A 21,072-nucleotide genomic window follows, 5' to 3' on the forward strand; every position below is an offset into this window, starting at 1 on the left:
TCGCCGCGCCGGCGAGCGACACATCAGTCGCGTTCCGGCCGCCGCTGTGGCACGTCCGCGCGACGGCGTCGACTCCTGCAGACGAAGTATGGTGCGCAGTCACAGGACGCAGCGGCGCCGAGGACGATCTCTAGGAGAACCCTTAAGCCGTGACGCGGGTCGCGAGGCGCAGGACGTCCTCGACGAGCTCCATGGTGCGCACCATGGACCGTAGCCCGGCCGCCTCGGCCGGGTGGCCGGCGTGGTGACCGGCGGCGACGGCCGCGGTGAACGAGGCGATCGCGGCGCGCCACTGGTCCCCGGCGGGCAGGGCGTGCTCCTCGGCGTGGTCCTGCTCGTCGATGCGCAGCACCGGCTGCCACGTCGCCTGGGGCGTGAACGCCCGGTCGACGGTGAGCCGCGCGGCGCTGCCCCACAGGGTGTAGGAGGCGCCGTAGCTGTGCTCGAAGCCGAACTTGACGTCGGCGAGGACACCGGCGGAGGAGACCAGCAGCGCGTGCCCGGCCACGTCGACGCCGGTGCGGCCGTCGACGCGCAGGCTGCTGCCCGCCACGGTCAGGTCGTCGCCGAGCAGCAGCTGCGCGGCGCGGATCGGGTAGACGCCGGCGTCCAGGAGGCTGCCGCCGCCGAGGGCGGCGTCGTAGCGGATGTCGGTGGCCGGCAGCGGCGGGAAGCAGAAGGCGCCGCTGAAGGACCGCAGCCGCCCGAGCCGGCCCTCGGCGAGCAGCCGCGCGACCGTGCCGTGCTGGGCGTGGTGCAGGAACGTGAAGTTCTCCCGCAGCACCAGGCCCCGTCCGGCGGCGGCCCGCACCAGCTGCCGGGCGCCGTCCGCGGTCGTCGCCGACGGCTTCTCCAGCAGCAGGTGCTTGCCGGCGGCGAGGACCTTCAGGCCCCACGGCACGTGCAGCGCGGTCGGCAGCGGCAGGTAGACCGCGTCGACGTCGTCGCGGGCCAGCAGCTCGTCGTAGCCGGTGGCGGCGCAGCCGAACTCCGCCGCGATCGCCTTGGCCTTCTCCGGGTCGCGGCTGGCGACCGCGGCGAGCGTGGCGCCGGGGTGCGCCAGCAGCGCCGGGATGCTGCGCCGCCGGGCGACCGACGAGCAGCCGAGGATGCCGAAACGCACCGCCTGCGCGCCCATCAGGCGCCGGGCCGCACGGCGGAGACGATGTGGACGCTGCCGCCGACGAAGACGTCCTCCTGGAAGACCTTCGTGCTGAACCCCTGCCCGTGCAGCAGCTCCACGACGGCGTCGAGGTTGCCGTCGACGGCGTGCACCTCGGCGACGACCCGGCGGACCCCGGCCCACTGCCCGGCGCGCAGACCCCGCAGCACCGGCAGCTCGCCGCGCTCGACGTCGATCTTGAGCAGGCCGACGTCGGTGACGCCCTCGGCGTCCAGCACGGCGGCGAGCGTGCGGACCCGCACCGGGTAGCGCTCGGCGCCCTCGCGGAACTCCCGCCAGAACTGCTCGCGGGTGTCGTCGTCGACGCCGAAGTTGTCCAGCACGGCGGCCATGTTGCGCTCGTCGTCGGCGTCGTCGCTGACGATCGTGGCCATCATCGTGTGGTTGGGCAGGAACGTCAGCTCCGCGGTGCCCGCTTCGGCGCCGAGCGCGTCGGCGAAGACCCGCACGCCGGGCATCAGCCGGGCGGCGTTGTCGGCCAGGCACGCGTGGGTGCGGCGGGCCGGTTCGAACGCCAGGACCCGCACGCCGGGGACCTTGTCGGTGAAGTGCAGGGCGGTGAGCCCGATGTGCGCGCCGACGTCGACCACGACGTCACCGGCGCGCAGCCCGGCGATGCCGTCGGCGTAGGGCGAGTCCTCGCTCAGGCTGGGCCAGACCAGGACGTCCTGCGGGTTGGTGACGGCGACGAGGCGGCCGTCCGGCAGCGCGACACGCTGCGGCTGCGGTGGTGCTGCGGTCATCGGTCGACCCTCTCCATCAGGTGGTCAGCGGCGGCGGCGCGCAGCTCGGCCTCGATGCAGTCAGCGGCCGCGGCGGCGCCGCCCGCGGCCCGGGTGGCGGCGCGCAGCTCGAGGGCGCGGCGCTGGATCCCGGTGTCGGCGAGCATCCGTTCGATCTCGGTGCGCAGCGCCGCCGCGGTGAGCCCGTCGGTGGCGAGGACCCGGCCGGCGCCGACCTCGGCGATCCGGTCGGCGTTGGCCTGTTCCTCGGCCATCTGCGGCACCGCCAGCATCGGCACGCCGTGGTACAGCGCCTCCATGGTGCTGCCCATCCCGGCATGGGTGATGAACAGGTCGGCGTGCTCCAGCACGTGCAGCTGGGCGACGAACCGCCGCAGCTCCACGTTGGGCGGCGGGGTGCCCAGCGCGTCGAGGTCGACGCCGTCGCCGACGGCGATGACGACGTGCCCGCCGAGGTCCGCGCAGGCGTCCATGCAGGTGCGGAAGAACTGCGGGTTCTGGTTGTAGATGGTGCCGAGGGTGACCAGGATCAGCGGCCGGCGCTCGTCGGTGCGCTCCCAGGTGCCGAGGAACTTGCGCTCGAACAGGCAGGGGCCGACGAAGCGGTAGGTGTCGTCGAACGTCTCGCCGCGGAACTGGAACTCCCGCGGGATGAACACCACCCGCCGGGTCGCGCCGTCGCCGGTCAGCAGCTGCTTCGGGGTGATGTCCGTGCCGAGCCCGCGCAGGAAGCCGCCGAGGCGGGCCAGGAACAGCCACAGCCGCGGCTGCAGGAGGCTGAGTCTGGTGTACCGCTCGCTCATCGACCAGTGCTCGTTGGACACGAGCATCGGCGAGACCTGCACGGCCGGGGTCTTCCACTCGGCCGCGAGCAGCCGGCCCCACCAGGCGGCGCTGTCGTGGACGACGACGTCGGGCGGTCGCGGGAACGCCTCGCGCAGCACCGGCAGCAGCGCCGCGGTCTCGGCGAGGCTCGCGGCCATGGCGTCGACGAGGCTGCGGCCGGTGAACCGGAAGGAGCGGAAGTCGCCGGCGTGGCGCTCCTCGTACTCGACGACGTCGGAGCTGACCTCGCCGACCCGGCCGGAGTACTCGCGGGTGGTGGCGTAGCTGACGCGGTGGCCGCGGCGCAGCAGCTCGGCGGCGAGGCCGAGGGTCGGGTTGATGTGCCCGGCCGACGGCGGGGCGAAGAACGCGACGTGGGCCACCGCTCAGCCCCCGTCCCGGGTCTTCGTCCAGCGGAACGTGGCCAGGCACAGGATCGTGCCGAGGACGACCCAGCCGGCCAGGGACGCCGCTACCCAGCCGAGCTGCCAGCTGTGCGCGGCCTCCTGGGCGGCGTAGCTGTCGGGCAGGAAGACCGAGCGCAGGCCCTGGCACATCCACTTGAGCGGGAAGGCGGACGCGATCCACTGCAGCCATGGCGGGAGGTCGGTGAAGACGAGCGCGGCACCGGAGATGAACTGCAGCACGAACGCGAACGGCGCGACGACGGCCGGCGCGGAGCGGCTGTTGCGCGGCAGCGACGACAGCGCGATGCCGCACAGGGCGCAGGCGGTGACGCCGAGGAGGCTGACCCAGGCGAAGGTGAACCAGGCGTCGGCGGTGCCGGGCAGGTGGGTGCCGTACAGCAGCACCGACACCGCGACCAGCACGGCGGTCTCCACCACGCTGGTGACGAGCACCATGATGACCTTGCCGATGAAGTACGCGGAGCGGGGCATGGGGGTGGCCGCGATCCGCTTGAGCCCACCGCGGTCCCGCTCGATCGCGATGGAGATGGCCAGGGTCTGGAAGCCGGTGACCATGAGGCCCGTCGCGATGATGCCGGGCACCAGGTAGTCGCTGTAGGTCACGCCGGGCGCGATCTCGCCGTCGAACATCGAGCTGAAGATGACCAGCGCGAAGACGGGGAACAGCAGGGAGAACACCACGGTCTCGGTGCCGCGGAAGAACTGCAGCAGCTCCATCTGGCCGCGGTACAGGCCGAGGGAGGCGATGCGCCGCAGCCGGGCGCGGGGAAGGCGCCGGGCCGGTGCGGCGGTCAGGGTGGTCATCGGTCCTCCGTGGTGGCGGTGGTGGTCGCGGCGGCGCCGATCATCTGCAGGTAGACGTCCTCGAGGCTGGGCCGGTGCACGGTCAGCCCGGGCGCCTCGCCGCCGAGCCGGGCGTGCAGGTCCGCGGCGAACTTCGTCGGTGTGGTGGTGTGCACGGTCTGCGGCCCGTCCGGGCCCAGCCACGACACGACGGTGGCCTCGGTGTCCCGGCCGCCGAGGGTCTGCGGCACGCCGATGTCGAGGATGCGGCCGCCGACGATGACCGCGACCCGGTCGGCGAGCTGCTCCGCCTCCTCCAGGTAGTGCGTGGTCAGCACGATCGTGGTGCCGCCGCCGGCGAGGTCGCGGATGAGCTGCCAGAAGTCGCGGCGGCTGGCCGGGTCGAAGCCGGTCGTCGGCTCGTCCAGGAACAGCACCTCGGGCCGGCCGATGATGCCGAGCGCCACGTCGAGGCGGCGCTGCTGGCCGCCGGAGAGCTTGGCGGCGCGGGCGTTGCGTTTCGCGGTGAGCCCGACCCGGTCGATGAGCTCCTCGGGGTCCTGCGCGTCGGGGTAGTAGCGGGCGAAGTGGCGCACCACCTCCCCCACGTTGAGGTCCTCGAACTCGCCGGTGGTCTGCAGCACCACGCCGATGCGGGCCCGCCAGTCCTCCCCGGCCCGGAACGGGTCCTGACCGAGCACCTTGACGGTGCCGCCGTCGCGCGGGCGGAACCCTTCCAGGATCTCCACGGTGGTGGTCTTGCCGGCGCCGTTGGGTCCGAGCACGGCGAAGATCTCCCCGCGGCGCACGTCGAAGTCGATGTCGTGCAGCGCGACGGTCTGGCCGTACAGTTTGCGCAGCCCGCGCACCTCGATCGCCGGGCTGGTGTCCTCACCGAGCGGCCTCATGGCGCGCCCCCTCATCTGTCGTGGTGCGAAGCGTTTCGCGGGCGACGGCGCTGACCCCGTCGAGGGTCGGCCGGCGGATGATGCGGCCCAGCTCGGCCATGAAGGCGGCCTCGCCGGCGGGGCCGACGACCTCGGCGCAGACCCCGGCGAGCATCGCCAGCAGCAGCACGGAGTCGCCGCCGAGCCGGTGGAAGTCGGCGCCGCCGTCGAGCCGGCCGGGCTCGACGCCCAGCACCCGCGCCCACACCTTCGCCACGGCGTCGCGGACCTCGTCGGTCTGCTCGGGTTCCGGCGCCGGGACCACGTCACCGAACGGGTCCGGCAACGCCGTCAGGTCGATCTTGCCGTTGGGGGTCTGCGGGAACGCGTCCACCCGGTGCAGGGCGGCCGGCAGCAGGTACCGCGGCAACGACCCGGCCAGGAAGGCCCGCACCCGCTCCAGGTCGGCGGACGGGTCGGCGGCGACGTAGGCGCACAGGACCTTGCCCGTGCCGGTGGGTGCCGGGCGGGCCACGACGACCGCGCGGCGTACGTCCGGGTGCGCCTCCAGGGCCGCGGCGACCTCGGCCGGCTCGACCCGGTGGCCGGCGATCTTCACCTGGTCGTCGGCCCGGCCGAGGCACTCGATCTCCCCGCTGGGCAGGACCCGGCCGAGGTCGCCGGTGCGGTAGACGCGGGTGCCGTCGGCGAGGCGCACGAACCGGTCGCGGGTGAGGTCCGGCCGGCCCCGGTAGCCGCGGGCCAGCTGGGCGCCGCCGATGTGCAGCTCACCGACCTCGCCCTCGGCGACCCGGTGCCGGTCGGCGTCCAGGACGTGGACGGTGCAGTTCGCGGCGGGCCGGCCGATCGGCACGGTCGCGGTGTCGTAGCGGCCCGCGTGGTGGGCGTGCACGACACAGCCGACGGTCGCCTCGGTCGGCCCGTAGTGGTTGAACAGGCGGGTGCCCGACCCGAACTGGGCGCGGGCGCGGGCGGCGACCGCCGGGCGCAGCGGCTCCCCGCCGACCACCAGCAGCCGGAAACCGGCGGGCGTCACGTCGAGGCGGCCGATGAGGTCCAGGTGCGACGGGGTGAGCTTCAACGCGTTGGCGCCGGACTCCTCCAGCAGGTGCCGCAGCGTCACGTGGCTGGGCTCGTCGGGGACCAGCACGAGGGTGCCACCGGCGAGGGTGGACAGGAACAGCGCCGTGTTCGGCAGGTCGAAGGCCGGCGAGGTGAACAGCGCGAAGCGGGTGTCCTCGTCGACGGCGAAGGCGCGGCCGGCCCAGTCCGCGTAGTTGGCGAGGGCGCCGTGCTCGATCTCGACACCCTTCGGCGCGCCGGTCGAGCCCGACGTGTAGATCACGTACGCCAGGTCGCCGCCGGCCGGCTCCGCCACGACCGGTCCGGCGCCGGCGGCGGGCAGGTCGTCGAGCATGACAGTGGTGCAGCCGGCCGGGGTCCGGCCCTGCTGCCCGGCGCGGACCAGGCACACCCGCGCGCCGGCGTCGGCGAGCAGGGCGCCGATGCGCGCGTCGGGGTGCCCGGCGTCCAGCGGGAGATATGCCGCGCCCGCCTTCAGCACGCCCCACAGCCCGGCGACCATCCACATGGAACGGTCGGCGAGCAGCCCGACGACGCTGCCGCGGCCGGCGCCGAGTGCGGCCAGCCGGGCGGCGACGGCGTCGGAGCGGGCGTCGAGCTCCGCGAACGTCATCGACCCTCCGGGCCAGCGCAGCGCGACGGCGTCCGGCCGGGCGGCGGCCACCTCCCGGAAGCGGTGCACGACGGTCCAGTCCGGCGCCGGGCCCGGCACGATGGGAGCCGCGGCCGGTGACGACGGTGTCAGCGCCGCCGCGACGGCGTCCAGGGCCGCCTCCATCCGCGCGCTGACGCCGGGGCCGTCCCGCCAGGTCAGGGTCAGCTCGGTGCGGCCGCCGCACTCGACGGTGTTGACCTCGGGCGCGCTGACCGCGGCGAGCAGCGGCAGCAGGTACGTGCTGTGCGCCTCGAACGTCCTCGTGGAGTGCTCGGCGAGGTCGGCCCGGCCCAGGTGCGACAGCACCGACACGGACGCGTGCCGGTCCCGGCGGCCGGCCTCCATGCACCGGATCAGGGTCCGCAGCGCCGGGACGGGCATCTTGAGCAGGTTGGGGTCCAGCCGCCAGCTGACCTCGCGGCCCTGCGCCATCGCGGCGAGGAACCGCTCGTGCAGCGCCTGCCACGGCTCGCCGGCGGCGGTGTCGAACAGCTCGGTCTGCAGCAGGTTGCCGGTGGTACGGGTCTCCGGCGCGTGCCGGCGCAGGTCGAAGGCGACCGCGAAGCGCGCGGTGTCCAGGCCGTACGCGTCGCGCAGCGTGGTCGCGACCTTCGCGGTCAGGGCCGGGTGGTGGCCGTCGACGGTCCGCCGGGCCCAGACGGTGCGGTGCCGGCCGCGGCCGGGGCGCCCGAGCGGCGACGGGAACCACACGTCGGGTTTGCTCTCGGCGTTGGTGATGCCGAGGCGGTCGAAGACGTCGCCGTCGGTGATGGTGCCGGTGGCGCCGAGGAGGGGTTCGCCGCGCAGGGCGCGGAACACGTCGGCGATCCACATCGACTTGCCCCGGCCGTCCATGACGGCGTGGGAGGCGCGGAACACCAGCGCGGGGCGGTCACCGGGGCACCACAGCACCTCGCACCAGGCGCCGCCGGCGGTCGGCAGCGGGTCGTGCAGGGCGGCGAGCCCGGTGATCGGACCGGCGGTCCCGTCGATCACGCGGACCGCCGGGGGCCGGCCGGAGTCGACCCACCACTGTCCCTGCCGGTGCAGCCGCGTGCCGGGGTTCGCCGCGCCGGCGGCCACGACGGCGGCGGTGAGCGCCGCGACGTCGACGGTGCCGGAGCCCTCGACGACGGTCTGGATGACCGGCGGGATCCGGCGCGGGTGGGCGACGAACCACCAGTCGGTCGCGGACACGACCCGCCGGTAGCCGGCGCCGGCGGGTGCCGTCGCGGGGGCCTGCCGGACCTGCGCCGTCACCGGCCGGCTCCGCCGGTGGCGACGCTGACCAGCGCGGCGGTGAGCATGGTGTCGGCGCGGCGGCGGGCCAGCAGCCCGAACGCCGCGGTGAGCACGACAAGGTCCCAGCCCGGCAGGTCACCCTGCACGTCGGCGTGCAGCGGGCCGCCGCCGCCCGCGGGGGCGGTGACGACGATGCGCACGGGGCCGTTGGCCCCGGTGCCGCTCAGTGTGCCGGTGAAGCCGCCGCGGTCGCGGGTCACCTCCCACCGCGCCCCTGGCAGGCCGGCGACGATGGTGCCGGCCGGGTCGAGCCGCAGCGCCGGGGCGTGCTCGTCACCGGCGCACGCGGCGCGGCGACGCATGCCCTCGCTGTGCACGGGCACGCTGCCGGCGGCGGAGACGGTCTCGCCGTGGCGCCAGCGGCGGTCGGCGACGAGGGAGCCCAGCACGGTCCCGTCGGCCCCGGTGAGCAGGTAGGCACCCCTGGCGTTGTCACGGCTGAGCGTCAGTGCGGTCATGGTGCCTCCCCGGTGGTCCTGATGGGTGGAACGGTCAGCCGGCCGCCGGCACCAGTGCCCCGTCGCGGGCCTGGCGGGCGATGTCGCTGACGCGGGCGAGGGTCGGTTCGCGGATGATGCGGCCGAGTTCGGCCATGAAGGCCCGCTCGGCGCCGGCGCCGACGACGTCGCGGCACACCCCGGCGAGCATCGCCAGCAGCTGCACCGAGTTGCCGCCGAGGTGGTGGAAGTCGGCGGCCTCGTCGAGGCGGGTCGCGTCCAGCCCGAGCGTCGCGGCCCAGACGCGGGCGACGGCCAGCCGCACCTCGTCGCCGGGGGCGGCCGGGGCAGCGGGCACGGCCTGCGCCGCGTACGGGTCGGGCAGCGCGGCGGTGTCGACCTTGCCGTTGGCGTTGTACGGCACGGCGTCGATGACGGTGGTGGCCGTCGGCACCATGTACCGGGGCAGGTGCTCGCCGAGGAACGCGTCCCAGTCGGCGGCCCGCGCGCCGGGCTCGAGGACCACGTAGCCGTACAGCTGCTTGTGCTCGGCGCCGGGCCGGGTCCGCGCGACGACGACCGCGGTGCGCACCGCCGGGTGGCCCTGCAGCACCTGGGCGATCTCGGCGGGTTCGATCCGGTACCCGTTGACCTTGACCTGGTCGTCGGCGCGGCCGATGAACTCCAGCTCGCCGTCGAAACGCACCCGGGCCAGATCGCCGGTGCGGTACACCCTGCTGCCGTCGGCGAGGTGCACGAACCGTTCCCGGGTGAGGTCCGGGCGGTTGCGGTAGCCGCGGGCCAGTTGGGCGCCGCCGAGGTACATCTCGCCGGTCTCCCCCGCGGCCACGAAGCGCCGCTGCGGGTCGAGCAGGTGCACGGTGCAGTTGTCCATCGGCACGCCGATCGGCACCACAGGGCCCGCATCGTCGGCTTCGGCGCACTCGTGCAGGGTCAGCCCGACGGTCGCCTCCGTCGGCCCGTACATGTTGAGGACCCGGCATTCGGGGCCGAACATCGACCGGGCGCGGGCGGCGACCGCCGAGCGCAGTTGCTCACCGACGACGACGAGGACCTTGAAGCCTGCCGGTCGCACGTCGAGCTGGCCGATGAGGTCCAGGTGCGACGGGGTCAGCGACAGGGTGTCGGCGCCGGAGTGCTCCAGCAGGTGCCGCAGCGTGAGGTGGTTGGGCTCGTCCGGGACCAGCACGAGCGTGCCACCGGCGAGCATCGGGGTGAACAGCGCGGTGTTGGACAGGTCGAAGGCGAGCGAGGTGAACACGGCGAACGCGGTGCCCGGGCCGCAGCCGAAGCGGGCGGTGGTCCAGTCGACGTAGTTGGCCAGGGCGGCGTGCTCGATCTCCACGCCCTTGGGCCGGCCGGTCGAGCCGGACGTGTAGATCACGTACGCGAGGTCGCCGGGGGCCGGTTCGACGCCGACCGGCGGCGCCCCCGCGGCGGGCACCTCGTCCAGCCGCACGACGGTGCAGCCGGGGCCGGCGACGGACCGTCCGGCGTAGGCGCCCTGGACCAGGCAGACCCGCGCGCCGGCGTCGGTGAGCAGGCCGGCCAGGCGGGCGTCGGGGTGCTGCACGTCCAACGGCAGGTAGGCGGCGCCGGCCTTCAGCGCGCCCCACATGCCGACGACCGCCCACATCGACCGGTCGGCGAGCAGGCCGACGACGGTGCCGCGGCCGGCGCCGAGCTCCAGCAGTCGGGCCGCGACCACCTCGGACCGGGCGTCGAGCTCGGCGAACGTCAGCGAGCCGCCGGGCCAGCGCACGGCCTCGGCGTCGGGGCGCTGCGCGACGACCCGGCGCAGCCGCTCCACCACGGTCGCCGGGTCGGCGGGCGCGCCGGTGGCGTTGCCGTCCCAGTGGCGCAGCCGCCGCGGCGACAGGGCGTCGGCGACCGCGTCGAGGACCCCGCCCATCCGCTCGGCCGCGCCCTCACCGTCGCGCCAGGTCAGGGTCAGCTCGGTGCGGCCGCCGCACTCGACGAGGTTCACGTCGGGCGGGCTCGCCGCGGTGAGCAGCGGCACCGGGTACAGGGTGCGGGCCTCGAACCCGCCGGTGCACAGCTGCGCCGGCTCGATCCGGCCGAGGTGCGCCAGGACCGTCGCCGATGCGTACCGGCGCTTCTGCGGCGGGCTCTTCTCCATCGCGGTGACCATCGCCCGCAGGATCGGCCGGGGCAGCTTCAGCAGCCCCGAGTCGATGCGGCCGCTGACCTCGCGGCCCTCGGCCATCGCGGTGAGGACCCGCTCGTGGAACGCCTCCCACGGCTCACCCGCGGCGATGTCGAACAGCTCGACCTGCGACAGGTTGCCGGTGCTGCGCACCCCGGGGACGTGCCGGCGCAGGTCGAACGCGACGGCGTAGCGGCCGGCGGGCAGGTCGTAGGCGGCGGTGAGGGCGGCGGCGACCTGGGCGACCAGGCCGCGGTGGTAGCCGTCGACGGTCCGCCGGGCCCAGGCGGTGCGCCTGTCACCGGCCGGTTGGCCGAGCGGCGACACCCACTCGATCTTCGGGTTCGGTGGGCGCTGCGCCGGTGCCGGGAACCGGTCGAAGACGTCGTCCTCGGTGAGGTCGTCGGCGGCGCCGAGCGGCGGCTCGCCGCGCAGCGCCCGGAACACGTCGGCGATCCACAGCGCCATCCCCGGCCAGTCCATCACGGCGTGGGACGCGCGGAACACGACGGTGGCCGGGTCGCCGGGGCAGGACAGCACCTCGCACCAGGCGCCGTCGGGCGTCGGCAGCGGGTCGTGCAGCGCGGCGACGTCGGCGACCCCGGCCCCGTCGGCGGTGCCCTCGACCACCCGGACCCGCGGCGGGGTGCCGCCGGCGAGCCAGCCCTTGCGGGTGTACCGCAGGGCCGTGTCGGGGCAGGCCGCGGCCACCGCGGTGACGGCGGTGCGCAGGGCGCCGGCGTCGATCGACCCGGTGCCCTCCACGACGGTCTGGATGACCGGCGAGATCGCGTCGGGGTGCGCCAGCCACCAGCGGTCGCTGGCCGACACCGGTTTCCTGGAGGCACGGCCCCGAACGCTCATGCACCGTTTCTAACAGCGCCGGTCTGGTGGATTCCTTAGAGCAGGCGCCGGTGCCGGGGCCGCGATCGGCCAAGTCTGTGAAGACGACCAGTACTGCTGTGCATCCGCTGCCGCGCGGGCGGCGACGTCGTAGCGTGCGGTCGGCGTGGTGGACCCGGTCGCCGCGCCTGCCCTGAAGCCGCGCGGCGGCGGGCCCGAGGAGGTGGCGCGTGAATCGACTGTCTGCAGTGCTGGACCGCGGCTCGCCGGCCGAGCGGTTCACCGCGTCGGCAACGGCCGAGGGCCGGTTCCGCACCACCGAGGAGTGCCTGCACTGGCTCGCCGAGCAGCGCGAGCTGCAGTCCTACGCCGTGGAGCGGGTCCCGTTCGACCGGCTGCAGGGCTGGCGCTTCACCGAGGACACCGGCAACCTGGTGCACCACAGTGGACGGTTCTTCACCATTGAGGGACTGCACGTCGGCCTGCAGCCGTTCCGGGTGCCGACGTGGACGCAGCCGATCATCGTGCAGCGCGAGATCGGCATCCTCGGCATCCTCGTCAAGGAGTTCGACGGCGTCCTGCACTGCCTGATGCAGGCCAAGATGGAGCCGGGCAACCGCAACCTCGTGCAGCTGTCGCCGACCGTGCAGGCGACCCGCAGCAACTACATGCGGGTCCACCAGGGCCGGGCGATCCCCTACCTGGAGCACTTCGTCGCGCCGCGGCGCGGGCGGGTCGTCGCCGACTCGCTGCAGTCGGAGCAGGGCGGTTGGTTCCTGCACAAGCGCAACCGCAACATCGTCGTGGAGGCCGAGGACGACGTCGAGGTCCTGCCCGGCTTCTGCTGGATGACCGTCGGGCAGGTGCAGCAGCTGCTGCGGCTCGACGACGTGGTCAACATGGACGCCCGCACGGTGCTGTCCATCATGCCGTTCGCGCGGCCGGCCGCCGGCAGCGGCGGCGACGACCCGTTCCGCTCGGCGCTGATCCGGTCCCTGGACCCGGAGGCGGCCGCCGTGCACACGGTCACCGACGCGATCAGCTGGCTGACGGAGAACAAGGCCCGCTTCGAGCTCACCCAGCGCCGCATCCCGCTGCTGGACACCGCCGGCTGGCACCGCGGCGCCGACGAGATCGCCCACGTGTCCGGCGGCTACTTCAGCATCGTCGGCGTCGACGTGCGGGCCAAGGACCGCGAGGTCGCCGCCTGGATGCAGCCGCTGTTGCGCCCGGCGGCGCCCGGCCGGCTGGCGCTGCTGGTCCGCCGCATCGACGGCGTGCTGCACGTGCTGCTGCAGGCCCGGCCGGCCGCGGGCGCGCTGGACATCGTGGAGGCCGCGCCGACGCTGCACTGCACGCCGCAGACGTTCCGGACCCTGCCGACCGCGCACCGGCCCCAGTTCCTCGACTACGTGCTCGACGCGCCGCCGCGGCAGATCCGCTTCGACACGTGGCTGTCGGAGGAGGGCGGCCGGTTCCTGCACGCCCTCAACCGGTACCAGATCATCGAGGTCGAGGACACGTTCCCGGCGACGCCGCCGCCGAACTTCATGTGGCTCACCGTGCACCAGCTGATGACACTGCTGCGCTTCGGCAACTGCCTCAACGTCGAGGCCCGCAGCCTCCTCGCGTGCCTGCACACCCTGTGGTGAGAGCGGCACCGGTCCTCGGCGTCCTCGGGGGCATGGGCCCGCTCGCCTCGGCGGCGTTCCTGCAGACGGTCTACGAGGTGGCCGTCGAGCAGGACGCGCCGGCGGCGGAGCAGCAGCTGCCCCGCTGCCTGCTCGACTCCGACCCGGCGATGCCGGACCGCACCGAGGCGATCCTGTCCGGACGCACCGGGGAGCTGACCCGGCTGGTGTCCGAGCGCATCGAGGCGCTCGTGCGGCTCGGCGCGACCCGGGTGGTGATGACCTGCATCACCGCGCACCACCTGGTCGACCGGCTCGACCCCGGCCTGCGGGCCCGGCTGCTGTCCGTCGTCGACGCGGTCTTCGCCGAGCTGGACGTGGCCGGCGAGGGGCGCTTCCTCATGCTGGCCACGACCGGCACCCGCAGGGTGCGCACCTTCGAGCGCTCGCCGCACTGGCCGGCGGTCGCCCACCGGGTCGTGCTGCCGCCGCCGGACGCCCAGGAGGAGATCCACTACCTGCTCTACCGGCTGAAACGCGAACCGGTCGGGGCGGAGCTGGCGCAGCGCTTCCAGCGCCTGGCGGACCGCTTCGACTGTCAGGGCGTCATCGCCGGCTGCACCGAGATGCACCTGGTCACCCGCTGGCGGCGGGGGCACGGACGGGGCCCGGTCGTGCTCGACCCCCTGCTCGGCATCGCCACCGGCCTGAGGAAACTCACGGACGACGAGGAGACTGACTGATGTTACCCACCGCCTCGCAGTACTGGCGGGACCTCCTGCACGACTTCGACGAGCCCACGGCGCTGACGCCGCAGCGGCTCGGCCGGGCGTCCGGCGCCGCCGTGCACACCGCGTCGGTCGGCTGGGACCCCGCGCAGACCGCCGAGCTGACCGCCGCCGCGCGCCGCGCCGGCGTGCGCGCGCAGGACGTCGTCGTGGCCGTGTGGGGGCTGCTGCTGGCCGTGCACGCCGGCGCCGACGACGTCGTGCACGGTGCGCGCGTCGACGGTGACACCGCCGAACCCGTCCCGGTCCGGGTCCGGCCGGTCGCGGCTCGGCTGCTGTCGGCGCACCTGCGCGACACCGCCGAGCAGTACGCGGCCAACGTCCGCCACGCCGGCGTCCCCGCCGAGCAGCTCGCCGCGGCCTCCGGGGTCGCCGGGGACACCGCGCTGTTCCGCACGCTCGTGCGCTGCGGCGCCCCGGTGCCCGACCCGGCCGACCTGGTGCAGCTGCAGGTCGACCTGGCCGGGCCGGGCGCGCGGCTGCGCCTGAGCGCCCCCGGCGACCTGCTCACCGAGGCCGACGTGCGGCTGCTGCTGGTGCACGCCAGTCAGCTGCTCGCCGCCGTCGCCGCCGCGCCCGTGACCGCGCGCCTGCGCGACGTCGGCCCGCAGTCGAGGTTCGAGCGGCACCGGGCGGTGCGGCAGTGGAACGCCACCGGCACCGCCCGCGAGCCCGGCCGCTGCATCCACGAGCTGTTCGAACGGCAGGCCGCCCGGACCCCCGACGCGGTCGCCGTGCTGCAGGGCGCCGAGCGGCTGACCTACGCGCAGCTCGACGCCGCCGCCGGCCGCCTCGCCCGACGGCTCGCCGCGGCCGGGGTCGGGCCCGGCGACTTCGTCGCGCTGCACCTGTCGCGGACGGTGCAGACCGTGGTGGCGCTGCTCGGCGTCCTCAAGGCCGGCGCCGCCTACGCCCCCGTCGACCCGGCGCAGCCGGTGGAGCGCATCCGCGGGCTGCTGCGGACGCTGCGGGTGCGGGTGGTGCTGACCGACCCCGGGGCGCTGCCGGCCGTGCACGCCGTCACCGAGGTCGTGCCCGGGGTGCGTGAGGTGCTGTGGCTCGGCGCGCCCGGCCTGGGCCCCGACGACAGCTGGGGCCTCGCCGAGCCGCCCGCGGGGTCGGCGGCGCCGCGGCGGGCCCTGGACACCGACGTCGCCTATGTCATCTTCACGTCGGGCTCGACCGGCACGCCGAAGGGCGTCGTGCTGACCCACGCCCCGGTGGTCAACCTCATCGACTGGGTCAACGCGACGCACGGGATCGGGCCCGCCGACCGGGTCCTGTTCATCACCTCGCTCGGCTTCGACCTTTCGGTGTACGACGTGCTCGGGGTCCTCGCCGCCGGCGGCAGCATCCGCGTGGCCTCGGACGCCGAGGTCCGCGACCCGCAACGGCTGCTGTCCGTCCTGGACAGTGAGCCGATCACCTTCTGGGACTCCGCCCCGGCGGCGCTGCAGCAGCTGGAGCCGCTGTTCGCGCTGCGCGCCGCGGACCCCGGCGGCCGGCTGCGGCTGGTGTTCCTCAGCGGCGACTGGGTGCCGCTGTCGCTGCCCGACGCGGTGCGCGCCGCGTTCCCCGGCTGCGCGGTCGTCGCGCTCGGCGGCGCGACGGAGGCAGCGATCTGGTCCAACGCGTTCCCGGTCGGCGCCGTCGACCCGGCGTGGACGAGCGTGCCGTACGGCCGCCCGATCGACAACGCCCACTACTACGTGCTGGACGCCGCGCTGCGCCCCGCCCCGGTCGGCGCCCCCGGCGACCTGTACATCGGCGGTGACTGCCTGGCGCTGGGCTACCACGGCGACGCCGAGCTCACCGCGGCGAAGTTCGTCCCCGACCACCTGTCCGGCCGGCCCGGCGCGCGGCTGTACCGCACCGGCGACCGGGCCAGGTACTGGGCCGACGGCACCATCGAGTTCCTCGGCCGGCAGGACCAGCAGGTGAAGGTCCGCGGGTTCCGCATCGAGCTGGGCGAGGTCGAGGCGGCCCTGGCGACCCTGCCCGGGGTCGCGACCGCCGTCACCACGGTCCACGGGTCCCGCGCCGACGCACAGCTCGTCGCCTACGTGGTGCCGGAGCCGGGGGTGTACCCGGACCCGCGCGACCTGCGCGAGCAGATCACCGCGCTGCTGCCCGCCTACATGGTGCCGGCGCACGTGATGACCCTGGACGAGCTGCCGGTGACGGCCAACGGCAAGCTGGACCGCCGGGCCCTGCCGGAGCCGGGCGACGACGGGCCGTCCCGACCGCCGTACGTGGCGCCGTCCACAGCGGCGGAGAAGGCGATCGCCGCGACCTGGGCGGAACTGCTGCAGGTCGACCATGTCGGGCTCGACGACAACTTCTTCGACCTCGGCGGGCACTCGCTGCTCATCACGCAGCTCATCGCCCGCCTGAAGGCGACGTTGGAGATCGACGTGCCGGTCCGGGCGGTCCTGGACCACCAGACGGCGGGCGCGTTCGCCGCGGTCGTCGAGGCGGCCCTGATCGCGGAGCTGTCCGCACCGGCCGACGCCGCCGTGGCCACCGTCTGAGAGGGGAGCCGGACGATGAACGACACGTTCCGTGTGGTGCGCAACGACGAGGAGCAGTACTCGATCATGCCCTCGGACATGATGAACCCGCCCGGCTGGCACGACGAGGGCACCGTCGGCACCCGGGCCGCCTGCCTCGCCCGCATCGGCGAGGTGTGGACCGACCTGCGGCCGCGGAGCCTGCGCGAGTCCGTGACGGCCCGCACCGCCTGAGCAGGCCGACGGGCCGGCACCACCGACGAGGTCGGGGTGCCGGCCCGTTGCCGTGCGCCGGACCGGTCAGTCCGGGGGGACGACAGACCGGTCGCGGGCACTGATCAGGGCGGTGCGCAGCGTCGCGGACACCGCCCGCAGCTGGGCGAGGGCGTCCTCGATCCGGTCGACCCGGCCGGCGTCGTCGCTGCACCGGGCGGCCTGGACGATGCCACGCAGCTCGTCGAGCAGTTGCGTGGCGTGACGCAGGGCCGCGTCGTCCAGCGACGGCAGGAGCGCGGGCGTGGTCACGTGGCGCGCCGGTACAGCGTGCCCTCTTCCCACACCAGGTCGACCTTGTCCCAGCCGATCGCGGTGGCGGCGTCGGGGAAGAAGCCGCTGCCGTTGAAGTTGGCGCTCGTGTTGCACAGCACCGGCACGCCGCTGACCTCGTGGTACGCCCTGAGGACCTCCGTCAGGTCGGGATCCTGCGCCGGGCTGACGGTCTGCAGCCGGGCGGTGCCGTCCAGGTGCAGCACCGCCGGGATGCACTCGACCCACGCCGGGCGCACGTCGTGCTCGAACAGCATGTACGGGTCGGGGGTCCCCGGCGAGAAGATCTCCGGCGCGTGCTCCTCCAGGCAGATCGGCGCGACCGGGCGGAACGGCTCGCGCCGCTTGATCTCGTTGAGCCGGTCCTTCATCCGCGCGTCGACGGGGGCGGCGAGGATGCTGCGGCCGCCGAGCGCGCGCGGGCCGAGCTCGGCCCGGCCGTTGAGCACCACGACCGGCTCGCCGGTGGTGTGCAGCAGCCGGCCGAGCTCGGCCGGGGTGCACGGGGCGGCGGACCAGCCGGCCGGGATCTGCGGCGTCGGCAGCAGGCGCGGGCCGGAGCGCACGTGCCAGTCGATGGCCCGCAGGCCGCCGTCGACGCCGAGGTGCGCGCAGGCGGTCCCGATCGCCGAGCCCGAGTCGTCGGGGAACGGCGGCACCCACATGGCGCGGATCATCGGGTGCCCGCGCAGCGCGCTGTTCCACTTGATGTTCAGCGCGCACCCGCCGGCGAAGCACAGGTTCCAGGGCTCGTCGCCCTTCCACGCCCGGATCTTGGCGGTGACCCGGTCCATCAGCAGTTCCTCGAGGAACTCGTGGACGGTGGCGAGGACGTCCTCGTCGCTGACGCCGATGCGGGCCACGTCGGCGGCGACGTCGCTGAGGTACGCGTGGACGTAGCCGTGCGACGGCTCGCCGTTGCTGCCGCAGCCGATGATGGCCGCCCGGTACCTGCGGACCCGCTCGGTGCCGGCCTCGAAGTGCTCGTGGAACCGCTCGGCGAGGATGCCCTTGACGGCGTCGTTGGGCTTGCCGTAGGCGATGTATGCCATCAGCTTGCCGGCCACCGACAGGTCGTCGACGTTGCGCGACTTGTCCCGCCGCGCGTACGGGCCCCAGTGCTGCGAGGCCATCGAGTACGTGTGCCCGATCAGCGGGAAGACCTCACCGCCGGGCTCGATGCGCCCGTGGCGGTCCACGCAGTACAGCCGCGGGAAGCACCCGCCGTCCCAGACGAGCACCATCGACGGCTCCTGCCGGACGGCGAACGGGCTGGTGCTGTACGCGACCGACAGGTGGCTGGCGACGTGCACGAAGCTGGTGAACGGCCGGACGGTGCCATCGATGTTGAGCTCGCCGCGGTGCGCGGGGCGGCCCGGGTCGGGCACTGCCGGCGTCTCCCGGTAGGGCGCGACGGTGAGGTCGACGGCTCCGGCGACGGTCTGCACCTTGATGTGGCCGTTGCGGGCGCCGTCCCAGCCGTCGACGACCCAGTGGTCCACATCGGACACCTGGTAGCCGTGCTCGGCGAGGATCCCCGGCACCAGCTGCAGGTCGTCGAAGTTGCTGTACCTGGAATTGTTGTCGAGCTTTTGCATCTCGATGTTGAACTCGAGACGGTCGCCGTCGATCAGGGCGATGCCGCCGCTCTGCGTGAACTTGAGCCCGGCTGTGATCACGTAGGCCTCCTGTGCCGTGCCGCGCGGTGCGGGTGGTTGGGTGGTTCGCCTGGCGTGCGGCACCGCCGACCCTGACCATTGGACCGGCTGCGGGCTTGGGAAATTGCTAAGCCCGGCCGGCGGCGCGGACCAGCGCGGCCAGGCGCGGCACGCCGGCGGGCGGGCCACCGGCGAGCCAGGCGGCGAGCGGGACGTGCAGCGCCTTGCGCCATCCGCGTGCGCCTCGACCCCGCGCGGGCGGTCCCGGGCCGGCGGACGGCTCGGCCGGCCACCGCTCGTGGCAGGTGACCGGCCTGGCACCTCGCGTCCCGCCCGAGGCGACACCCGTGCCCGGCGGGGGCGCGATGCCGTCATCAGACCCCAGCGGCCCGCGCCGCTCAAGCCGCCGGCGGCAGCACTAGTCGAATCGCTAGGCCCGCCGCCGGGTCCGCCGTCAGGCGGGCGGACCGGGCCGGGGCGGCGGTATCGTCGGCGGCCGGACGGCTGCCGAGTAGGACGGGTTGATGACGCGGTCTGGAAGCGACCTGCACCCGCCGGCACCGGCGCCGGTGCCGCTGCGGCACAACCGCGACTTCGGCATCTTCTGGACCGTGCAGGCCCTGTCGACGCTCGGCAGTTCGTTCTCCCTCGTCGCGATCCCGCTGCTGGTGCTGCACGCGACCGGCTCGGTGGCGCAGATGGGGCTCATCACCGGCATCGCCGGGGCCGGCACGGTCGCGAGCGGACTGTTCGCCGGCGTGCTCGTCGACCGGGCCGACCGGCGGCTGCTGATGATCTGGTGCGACCTGGCCCGGCTGCTGCTGTACGCGGCGGTCCCGGCGGTCTGGTGGACCGCCGGTGAGCACGTGTGGCTGCTGTACCCGGTGATCGGCGTCGCCGCCGTGTTCCAGATGGTGTTCGACGTCGCCTGCTCCGCGGCGGTGCCCAGCATCGTGGCGCGGGAGCAGCTCACCGCCGCCAACAGCCGGCTGCAGGCCACCTACGGTGCGGGGTTCGTGCTCGGGCCGATGGCCGCGGGGCTCGTCGCCGGGCTGGCCGGCCCGGTGACCGCGATCGCCGTGGACGCGGCCACGTTCGGCGTCTCCGTCGTGGGCCTGCTGCTGATCCGGCTCCGCCCCGCTACCGGCGCACCTGCCGATCCCGCGGCGGGGCAGCCGCGGGCGGTGTGGCGGGACCTGGCCGTCGGGGTACGGTTCCTGTGGCGCACGCCGGTGCTGCGGGCGATCACCCTGCTGTACACGCCGGTCACGTTCCTCAGCCTCGGCCTGGTCGACGTCTTCATCTACTACGTGCGCCACGACCTCGGTCAGGGCGACCGGGTCGTCGGCGGGCTGCTCGGCGCGGCCAGCGTCGGCTCGATCGTCGCCGCGCTGATCACCCCCGCGGTCCGCCGCCGGGCCGGCTTCGGTCCGGCGTGGCTGTCGGCGTACCTGGCCTGCGGTGCCGCCATCGCCGCCGCGGGCCTGGTGTTCAACCTGGCGGTGGTGCTGGCCGCCGCGGTGGTGTTCGCGTTCGGCGAGACGATGGCCGCGATCAGCTCCGCGTCCCTGCGCCAGACGGTGACGCCCGACCACCTGCTGGGCCGGGTCACGGCCGGGTTCTGGATGATCCATCACGCGTTCGGGCCGGTCGGGGCGCTGGTCCTCACGTCCGCGGTGGCGCACGTGGGGGTGCACGGCCCGCTGATCGCGGTGGGGGTATCGTTCCTCGCGGTCGTCGCCGCCGGGCTGTTCACCCCGGTCCGGTCCAGGCACGTCCAGCCCGCCGACGGATGATCGGTTTCTGGCGTAACGCCACACCTTCTGTGGTCCGCGCCCGCATTGCGCCGCTGGACGCGCATCGCTGTCTATGCTCCGCCGGTGTCGACCATGCGACTGATGGTGCTCGGGCTGGTGTCGTCGCTCCAGCCCGTACACGGCCATGACATCCGCCGCGGCCTGTTGGCGTACGACGGACGACCAGCGACGAGCGTCCCCGCCGGGTCGATCTACCACGCGCTGCGCAAGCTCACCGAAGAGGGCCTGCTGGAGCCGGTGACGCGCGAGCGCGACGGCGCCCGGCCGGAGCGCATCACCTACCGGACCACCCCCGCCGGGGTCCGCGAGTTCCGGGTGCTGCTGCGGCGGTACTGGTGGCAGTACCAGCTGCCGAGCGACCCGTTCCTGTCGGCGCTGTCGTTCCTGCCGTCGCTGTCCCGGGCCGAGGCGGTGACAGCGCTGCGCACCCGCGCGGGGATCCTGTGGTCCTTCGCCGAGCGGCAGCGCCGCGACCTGTCCGACCGCACCGCCGGGCGGCCGGACCACGTAGACTGGCAACTGGAGCGGGCCCTGCGTTGGTTCGAGTGTGAAGCCGACTGGTGCGTGGAGATCGCCGACCGTATCGAGGACGGGATGGGCGTGCACGACACGGACCTGCTGCCGTATGCGCCTGCGGACGCCGACGAGGTGCCGCACCCGGCCGTGGACGGCGACCTCGCCGCACGCCCGCGACGCCGCACCACCCCGGGCAGACGCGCGACCGCGCGGGCCTGACCGCAGGCC

General features: G+C 74.5%; 16 protein-coding genes. 6 read left to right on the forward strand and 10 right to left on the reverse strand.

Translation table 11 applies throughout. The features are described 5' to 3' along the window. Positions 1 to 142 precede the first annotated feature (142 nt). From AB0H83_RS44185 to AB0H83_RS44220, 8 genes are read right to left on the reverse strand one after another with little or no spacing between them, the layout of a single operon-like run. Positions 143 to 1,123 carry a Gfo/Idh/MocA family oxidoreductase gene (locus tag AB0H83_RS44185; protein ID WP_360107274.1) on the reverse strand — a complete coding sequence of 327 codons (981 nt, stop codon included), beginning with the start codon at positions 1,121 to 1,123 and terminating at the stop codon, positions 143 to 145. Between the two features lie 14 nt (positions 1,124 to 1,137). Then, entirely contained in the window at positions 1,138 to 1,926 is a 789-nt protein-coding gene (locus tag AB0H83_RS44190) for an FkbM family methyltransferase (RefSeq protein ID WP_360107277.1), read from the reverse strand. Then, a complete protein-coding gene (locus AB0H83_RS44195) occupies positions 1,923 to 3,134 on the reverse strand; it encodes a macrolide family glycosyltransferase (protein ID WP_360107280.1) in 1,212 nt (403 codons plus the stop codon). Before AB0H83_RS44195 ends, AB0H83_RS44190 begins: the two co-directional genes overlap by 4 nt. Positions 3,135 to 3,137: 3 nt before the next feature. Next, positions 3,138 to 3,983 (reverse strand): ABC transporter permease, encoded by an 846-nt coding sequence (locus AB0H83_RS44200; RefSeq protein ID WP_360107283.1) that lies wholly within the window; start codon positions 3,981 to 3,983, stop codon positions 3,138 to 3,140. Beyond that, positions 3,980 to 4,870: an ABC transporter ATP-binding protein gene (locus AB0H83_RS44205; RefSeq protein ID WP_360107286.1), complete on the reverse strand. Its 891-nt coding sequence runs from the start codon at positions 4,868 to 4,870 to the stop codon at positions 3,980 to 3,982. Before AB0H83_RS44205 ends, AB0H83_RS44200 begins: the two co-directional genes overlap by 4 nt. Further along, on the reverse strand, positions 4,854 to 7,868 hold the full coding sequence (locus AB0H83_RS44210; RefSeq protein ID WP_360107289.1) for a non-ribosomal peptide synthetase: 3,015 nt from the start codon (positions 7,866 to 7,868) through the stop codon (positions 4,854 to 4,856). The genes AB0H83_RS44205 and AB0H83_RS44210 overlap by 17 nt, the downstream gene beginning before the upstream one ends. Next, complete coding sequence (locus AB0H83_RS44215; RefSeq protein WP_360107292.1) at positions 7,865 to 8,368, reverse strand: hypothetical protein; 504 nt, start codon at positions 8,366 to 8,368, stop codon at positions 7,865 to 7,867. The genes AB0H83_RS44210 and AB0H83_RS44215 overlap by 4 nt, the downstream gene beginning before the upstream one ends. A gap of 34 nt (positions 8,369 to 8,402) precedes the next feature. Next, positions 8,403 to 11,399, reverse strand: a complete 2,997-nt coding sequence (locus AB0H83_RS44220) for a non-ribosomal peptide synthetase (RefSeq protein ID WP_360107295.1) — start codon at positions 11,397 to 11,399, stop codon at positions 8,403 to 8,405. A gap of 209 nt (positions 11,400 to 11,608) precedes the next feature. Between AB0H83_RS44220 and AB0H83_RS44225 the strand changes: the two genes are divergently transcribed. Genes AB0H83_RS44225 through AB0H83_RS44240 form a run of 4 tightly spaced genes read left to right on the forward strand, consistent with a single transcriptional unit; the run spans position 11,609 to position 16,541 of the window. After that, positions 11,609 to 13,030 (forward strand): NDP-hexose 2,3-dehydratase family protein, encoded by a 1,422-nt coding sequence (locus tag AB0H83_RS44225; protein WP_360107297.1) that lies wholly within the window; start codon positions 11,609 to 11,611, stop codon positions 13,028 to 13,030. Continuing rightward, positions 13,027 to 13,752, forward strand: coding sequence for an aspartate/glutamate racemase family protein (locus tag AB0H83_RS44230; RefSeq protein ID WP_360107300.1), 726 nt, complete (start codon positions 13,027 to 13,029; stop codon positions 13,750 to 13,752). The genes AB0H83_RS44225 and AB0H83_RS44230 overlap by 4 nt, the downstream gene beginning before the upstream one ends. After that, positions 13,752 to 16,328 (forward strand): amino acid adenylation domain-containing protein, encoded by a 2,577-nt coding sequence (locus AB0H83_RS44235; protein ID WP_360107303.1) that lies wholly within the window; start codon positions 13,752 to 13,754, stop codon positions 16,326 to 16,328. The genes AB0H83_RS44230 and AB0H83_RS44235 overlap by 1 nt, the downstream gene beginning before the upstream one ends. Before the next feature lie 15 nt (positions 16,329 to 16,343). After that, on the forward strand, positions 16,344 to 16,541 hold the full coding sequence (locus AB0H83_RS44240) for an MbtH family NRPS accessory protein (protein ID WP_360107306.1): 198 nt from the start codon (positions 16,344 to 16,346) through the stop codon (positions 16,539 to 16,541). A gap of 66 nt (positions 16,542 to 16,607) precedes the next feature. Here AB0H83_RS44240 and AB0H83_RS44245 read toward each other — a convergent pair whose 3' ends face one another. Beyond that, entirely contained in the window at positions 16,608 to 16,832 is a 225-nt protein-coding gene (locus AB0H83_RS44245; RefSeq protein ID WP_360107309.1) for a hypothetical protein, read from the reverse strand. Beyond that, positions 16,829 to 18,532, reverse strand: coding sequence for a carbamoyltransferase N-terminal domain-containing protein (locus tag AB0H83_RS44250; protein ID WP_360107312.1), 1,704 nt, complete (start codon positions 18,530 to 18,532; stop codon positions 16,829 to 16,831). The genes AB0H83_RS44245 and AB0H83_RS44250 overlap by 4 nt, the downstream gene beginning before the upstream one ends. A 503-nt stretch (positions 18,533 to 19,035) precedes the next feature. Here AB0H83_RS44250 and AB0H83_RS44255 point away from each other — a divergent pair. Then, positions 19,036 to 20,307, forward strand: coding sequence for an MFS transporter (locus AB0H83_RS44255; RefSeq protein ID WP_360107315.1), 1,272 nt, complete (start codon positions 19,036 to 19,038; stop codon positions 20,305 to 20,307). Positions 20,308 to 20,400: 93 nt separating this feature from the next. Then, positions 20,401 to 21,063: a PadR family transcriptional regulator gene (locus AB0H83_RS44260; protein ID WP_360107335.1), complete on the forward strand. Its 663-nt coding sequence runs from the start codon at positions 20,401 to 20,403 to the stop codon at positions 21,061 to 21,063. Positions 21,064 to 21,072 lie beyond the last annotated feature (9 nt).

The organism is Dactylosporangium sp. NPDC050688 (genome assembly GCF_040654515.1).
In the GTDB taxonomy this organism is placed as follows: Bacteria; Actinomycetota; Actinomycetes; order Mycobacteriales; family Micromonosporaceae; genus Dactylosporangium.

Coding starts and splice junctions, on each gene's coding strand:
- AB0H83_RS44240 (WP_360107306.1), top strand. CDS start 16,344: ATGAACGACACGTTCCGTGTGGTGCGCAACGACGAGGAGCAGTACTCG.
- AB0H83_RS44200 (WP_360107283.1), bottom strand. CDS start 3,983: ATGACCACCCTGACCGCCGCACCGGCCCGGCGCCTTCCCCGCGCCCGG.
- AB0H83_RS44215 (WP_360107292.1), bottom strand. CDS start 8,368: ATGACCGCACTGACGCTCAGCCGTGACAACGCCAGGGGTGCCTACCTG.
- AB0H83_RS44205 (WP_360107286.1), bottom strand. CDS start 4,870: ATGAGGCCGCTCGGTGAGGACACCAGCCCGGCGATCGAGGTGCGCGGG.
- AB0H83_RS44235 (WP_360107303.1), top strand. CDS start 13,752: ATGTTACCCACCGCCTCGCAGTACTGGCGGGACCTCCTGCACGACTTC.
- AB0H83_RS44260 (WP_360107335.1), top strand. CDS start 20,401: ATGCGACTGATGGTGCTCGGGCTGGTGTCGTCGCTCCAGCCCGTACAC.
- AB0H83_RS44255 (WP_360107315.1), top strand. CDS start 19,036: ATGACGCGGTCTGGAAGCGACCTGCACCCGCCGGCACCGGCGCCGGTG.
- AB0H83_RS44190 (WP_360107277.1), bottom strand. CDS start 1,926: ATGACCGCAGCACCACCGCAGCCGCAGCGTGTCGCGCTGCCGGACGGC.
- AB0H83_RS44220 (WP_360107295.1), bottom strand. CDS start 11,399: ATGAGCGTTCGGGGCCGTGCCTCCAGGAAACCGGTGTCGGCCAGCGAC.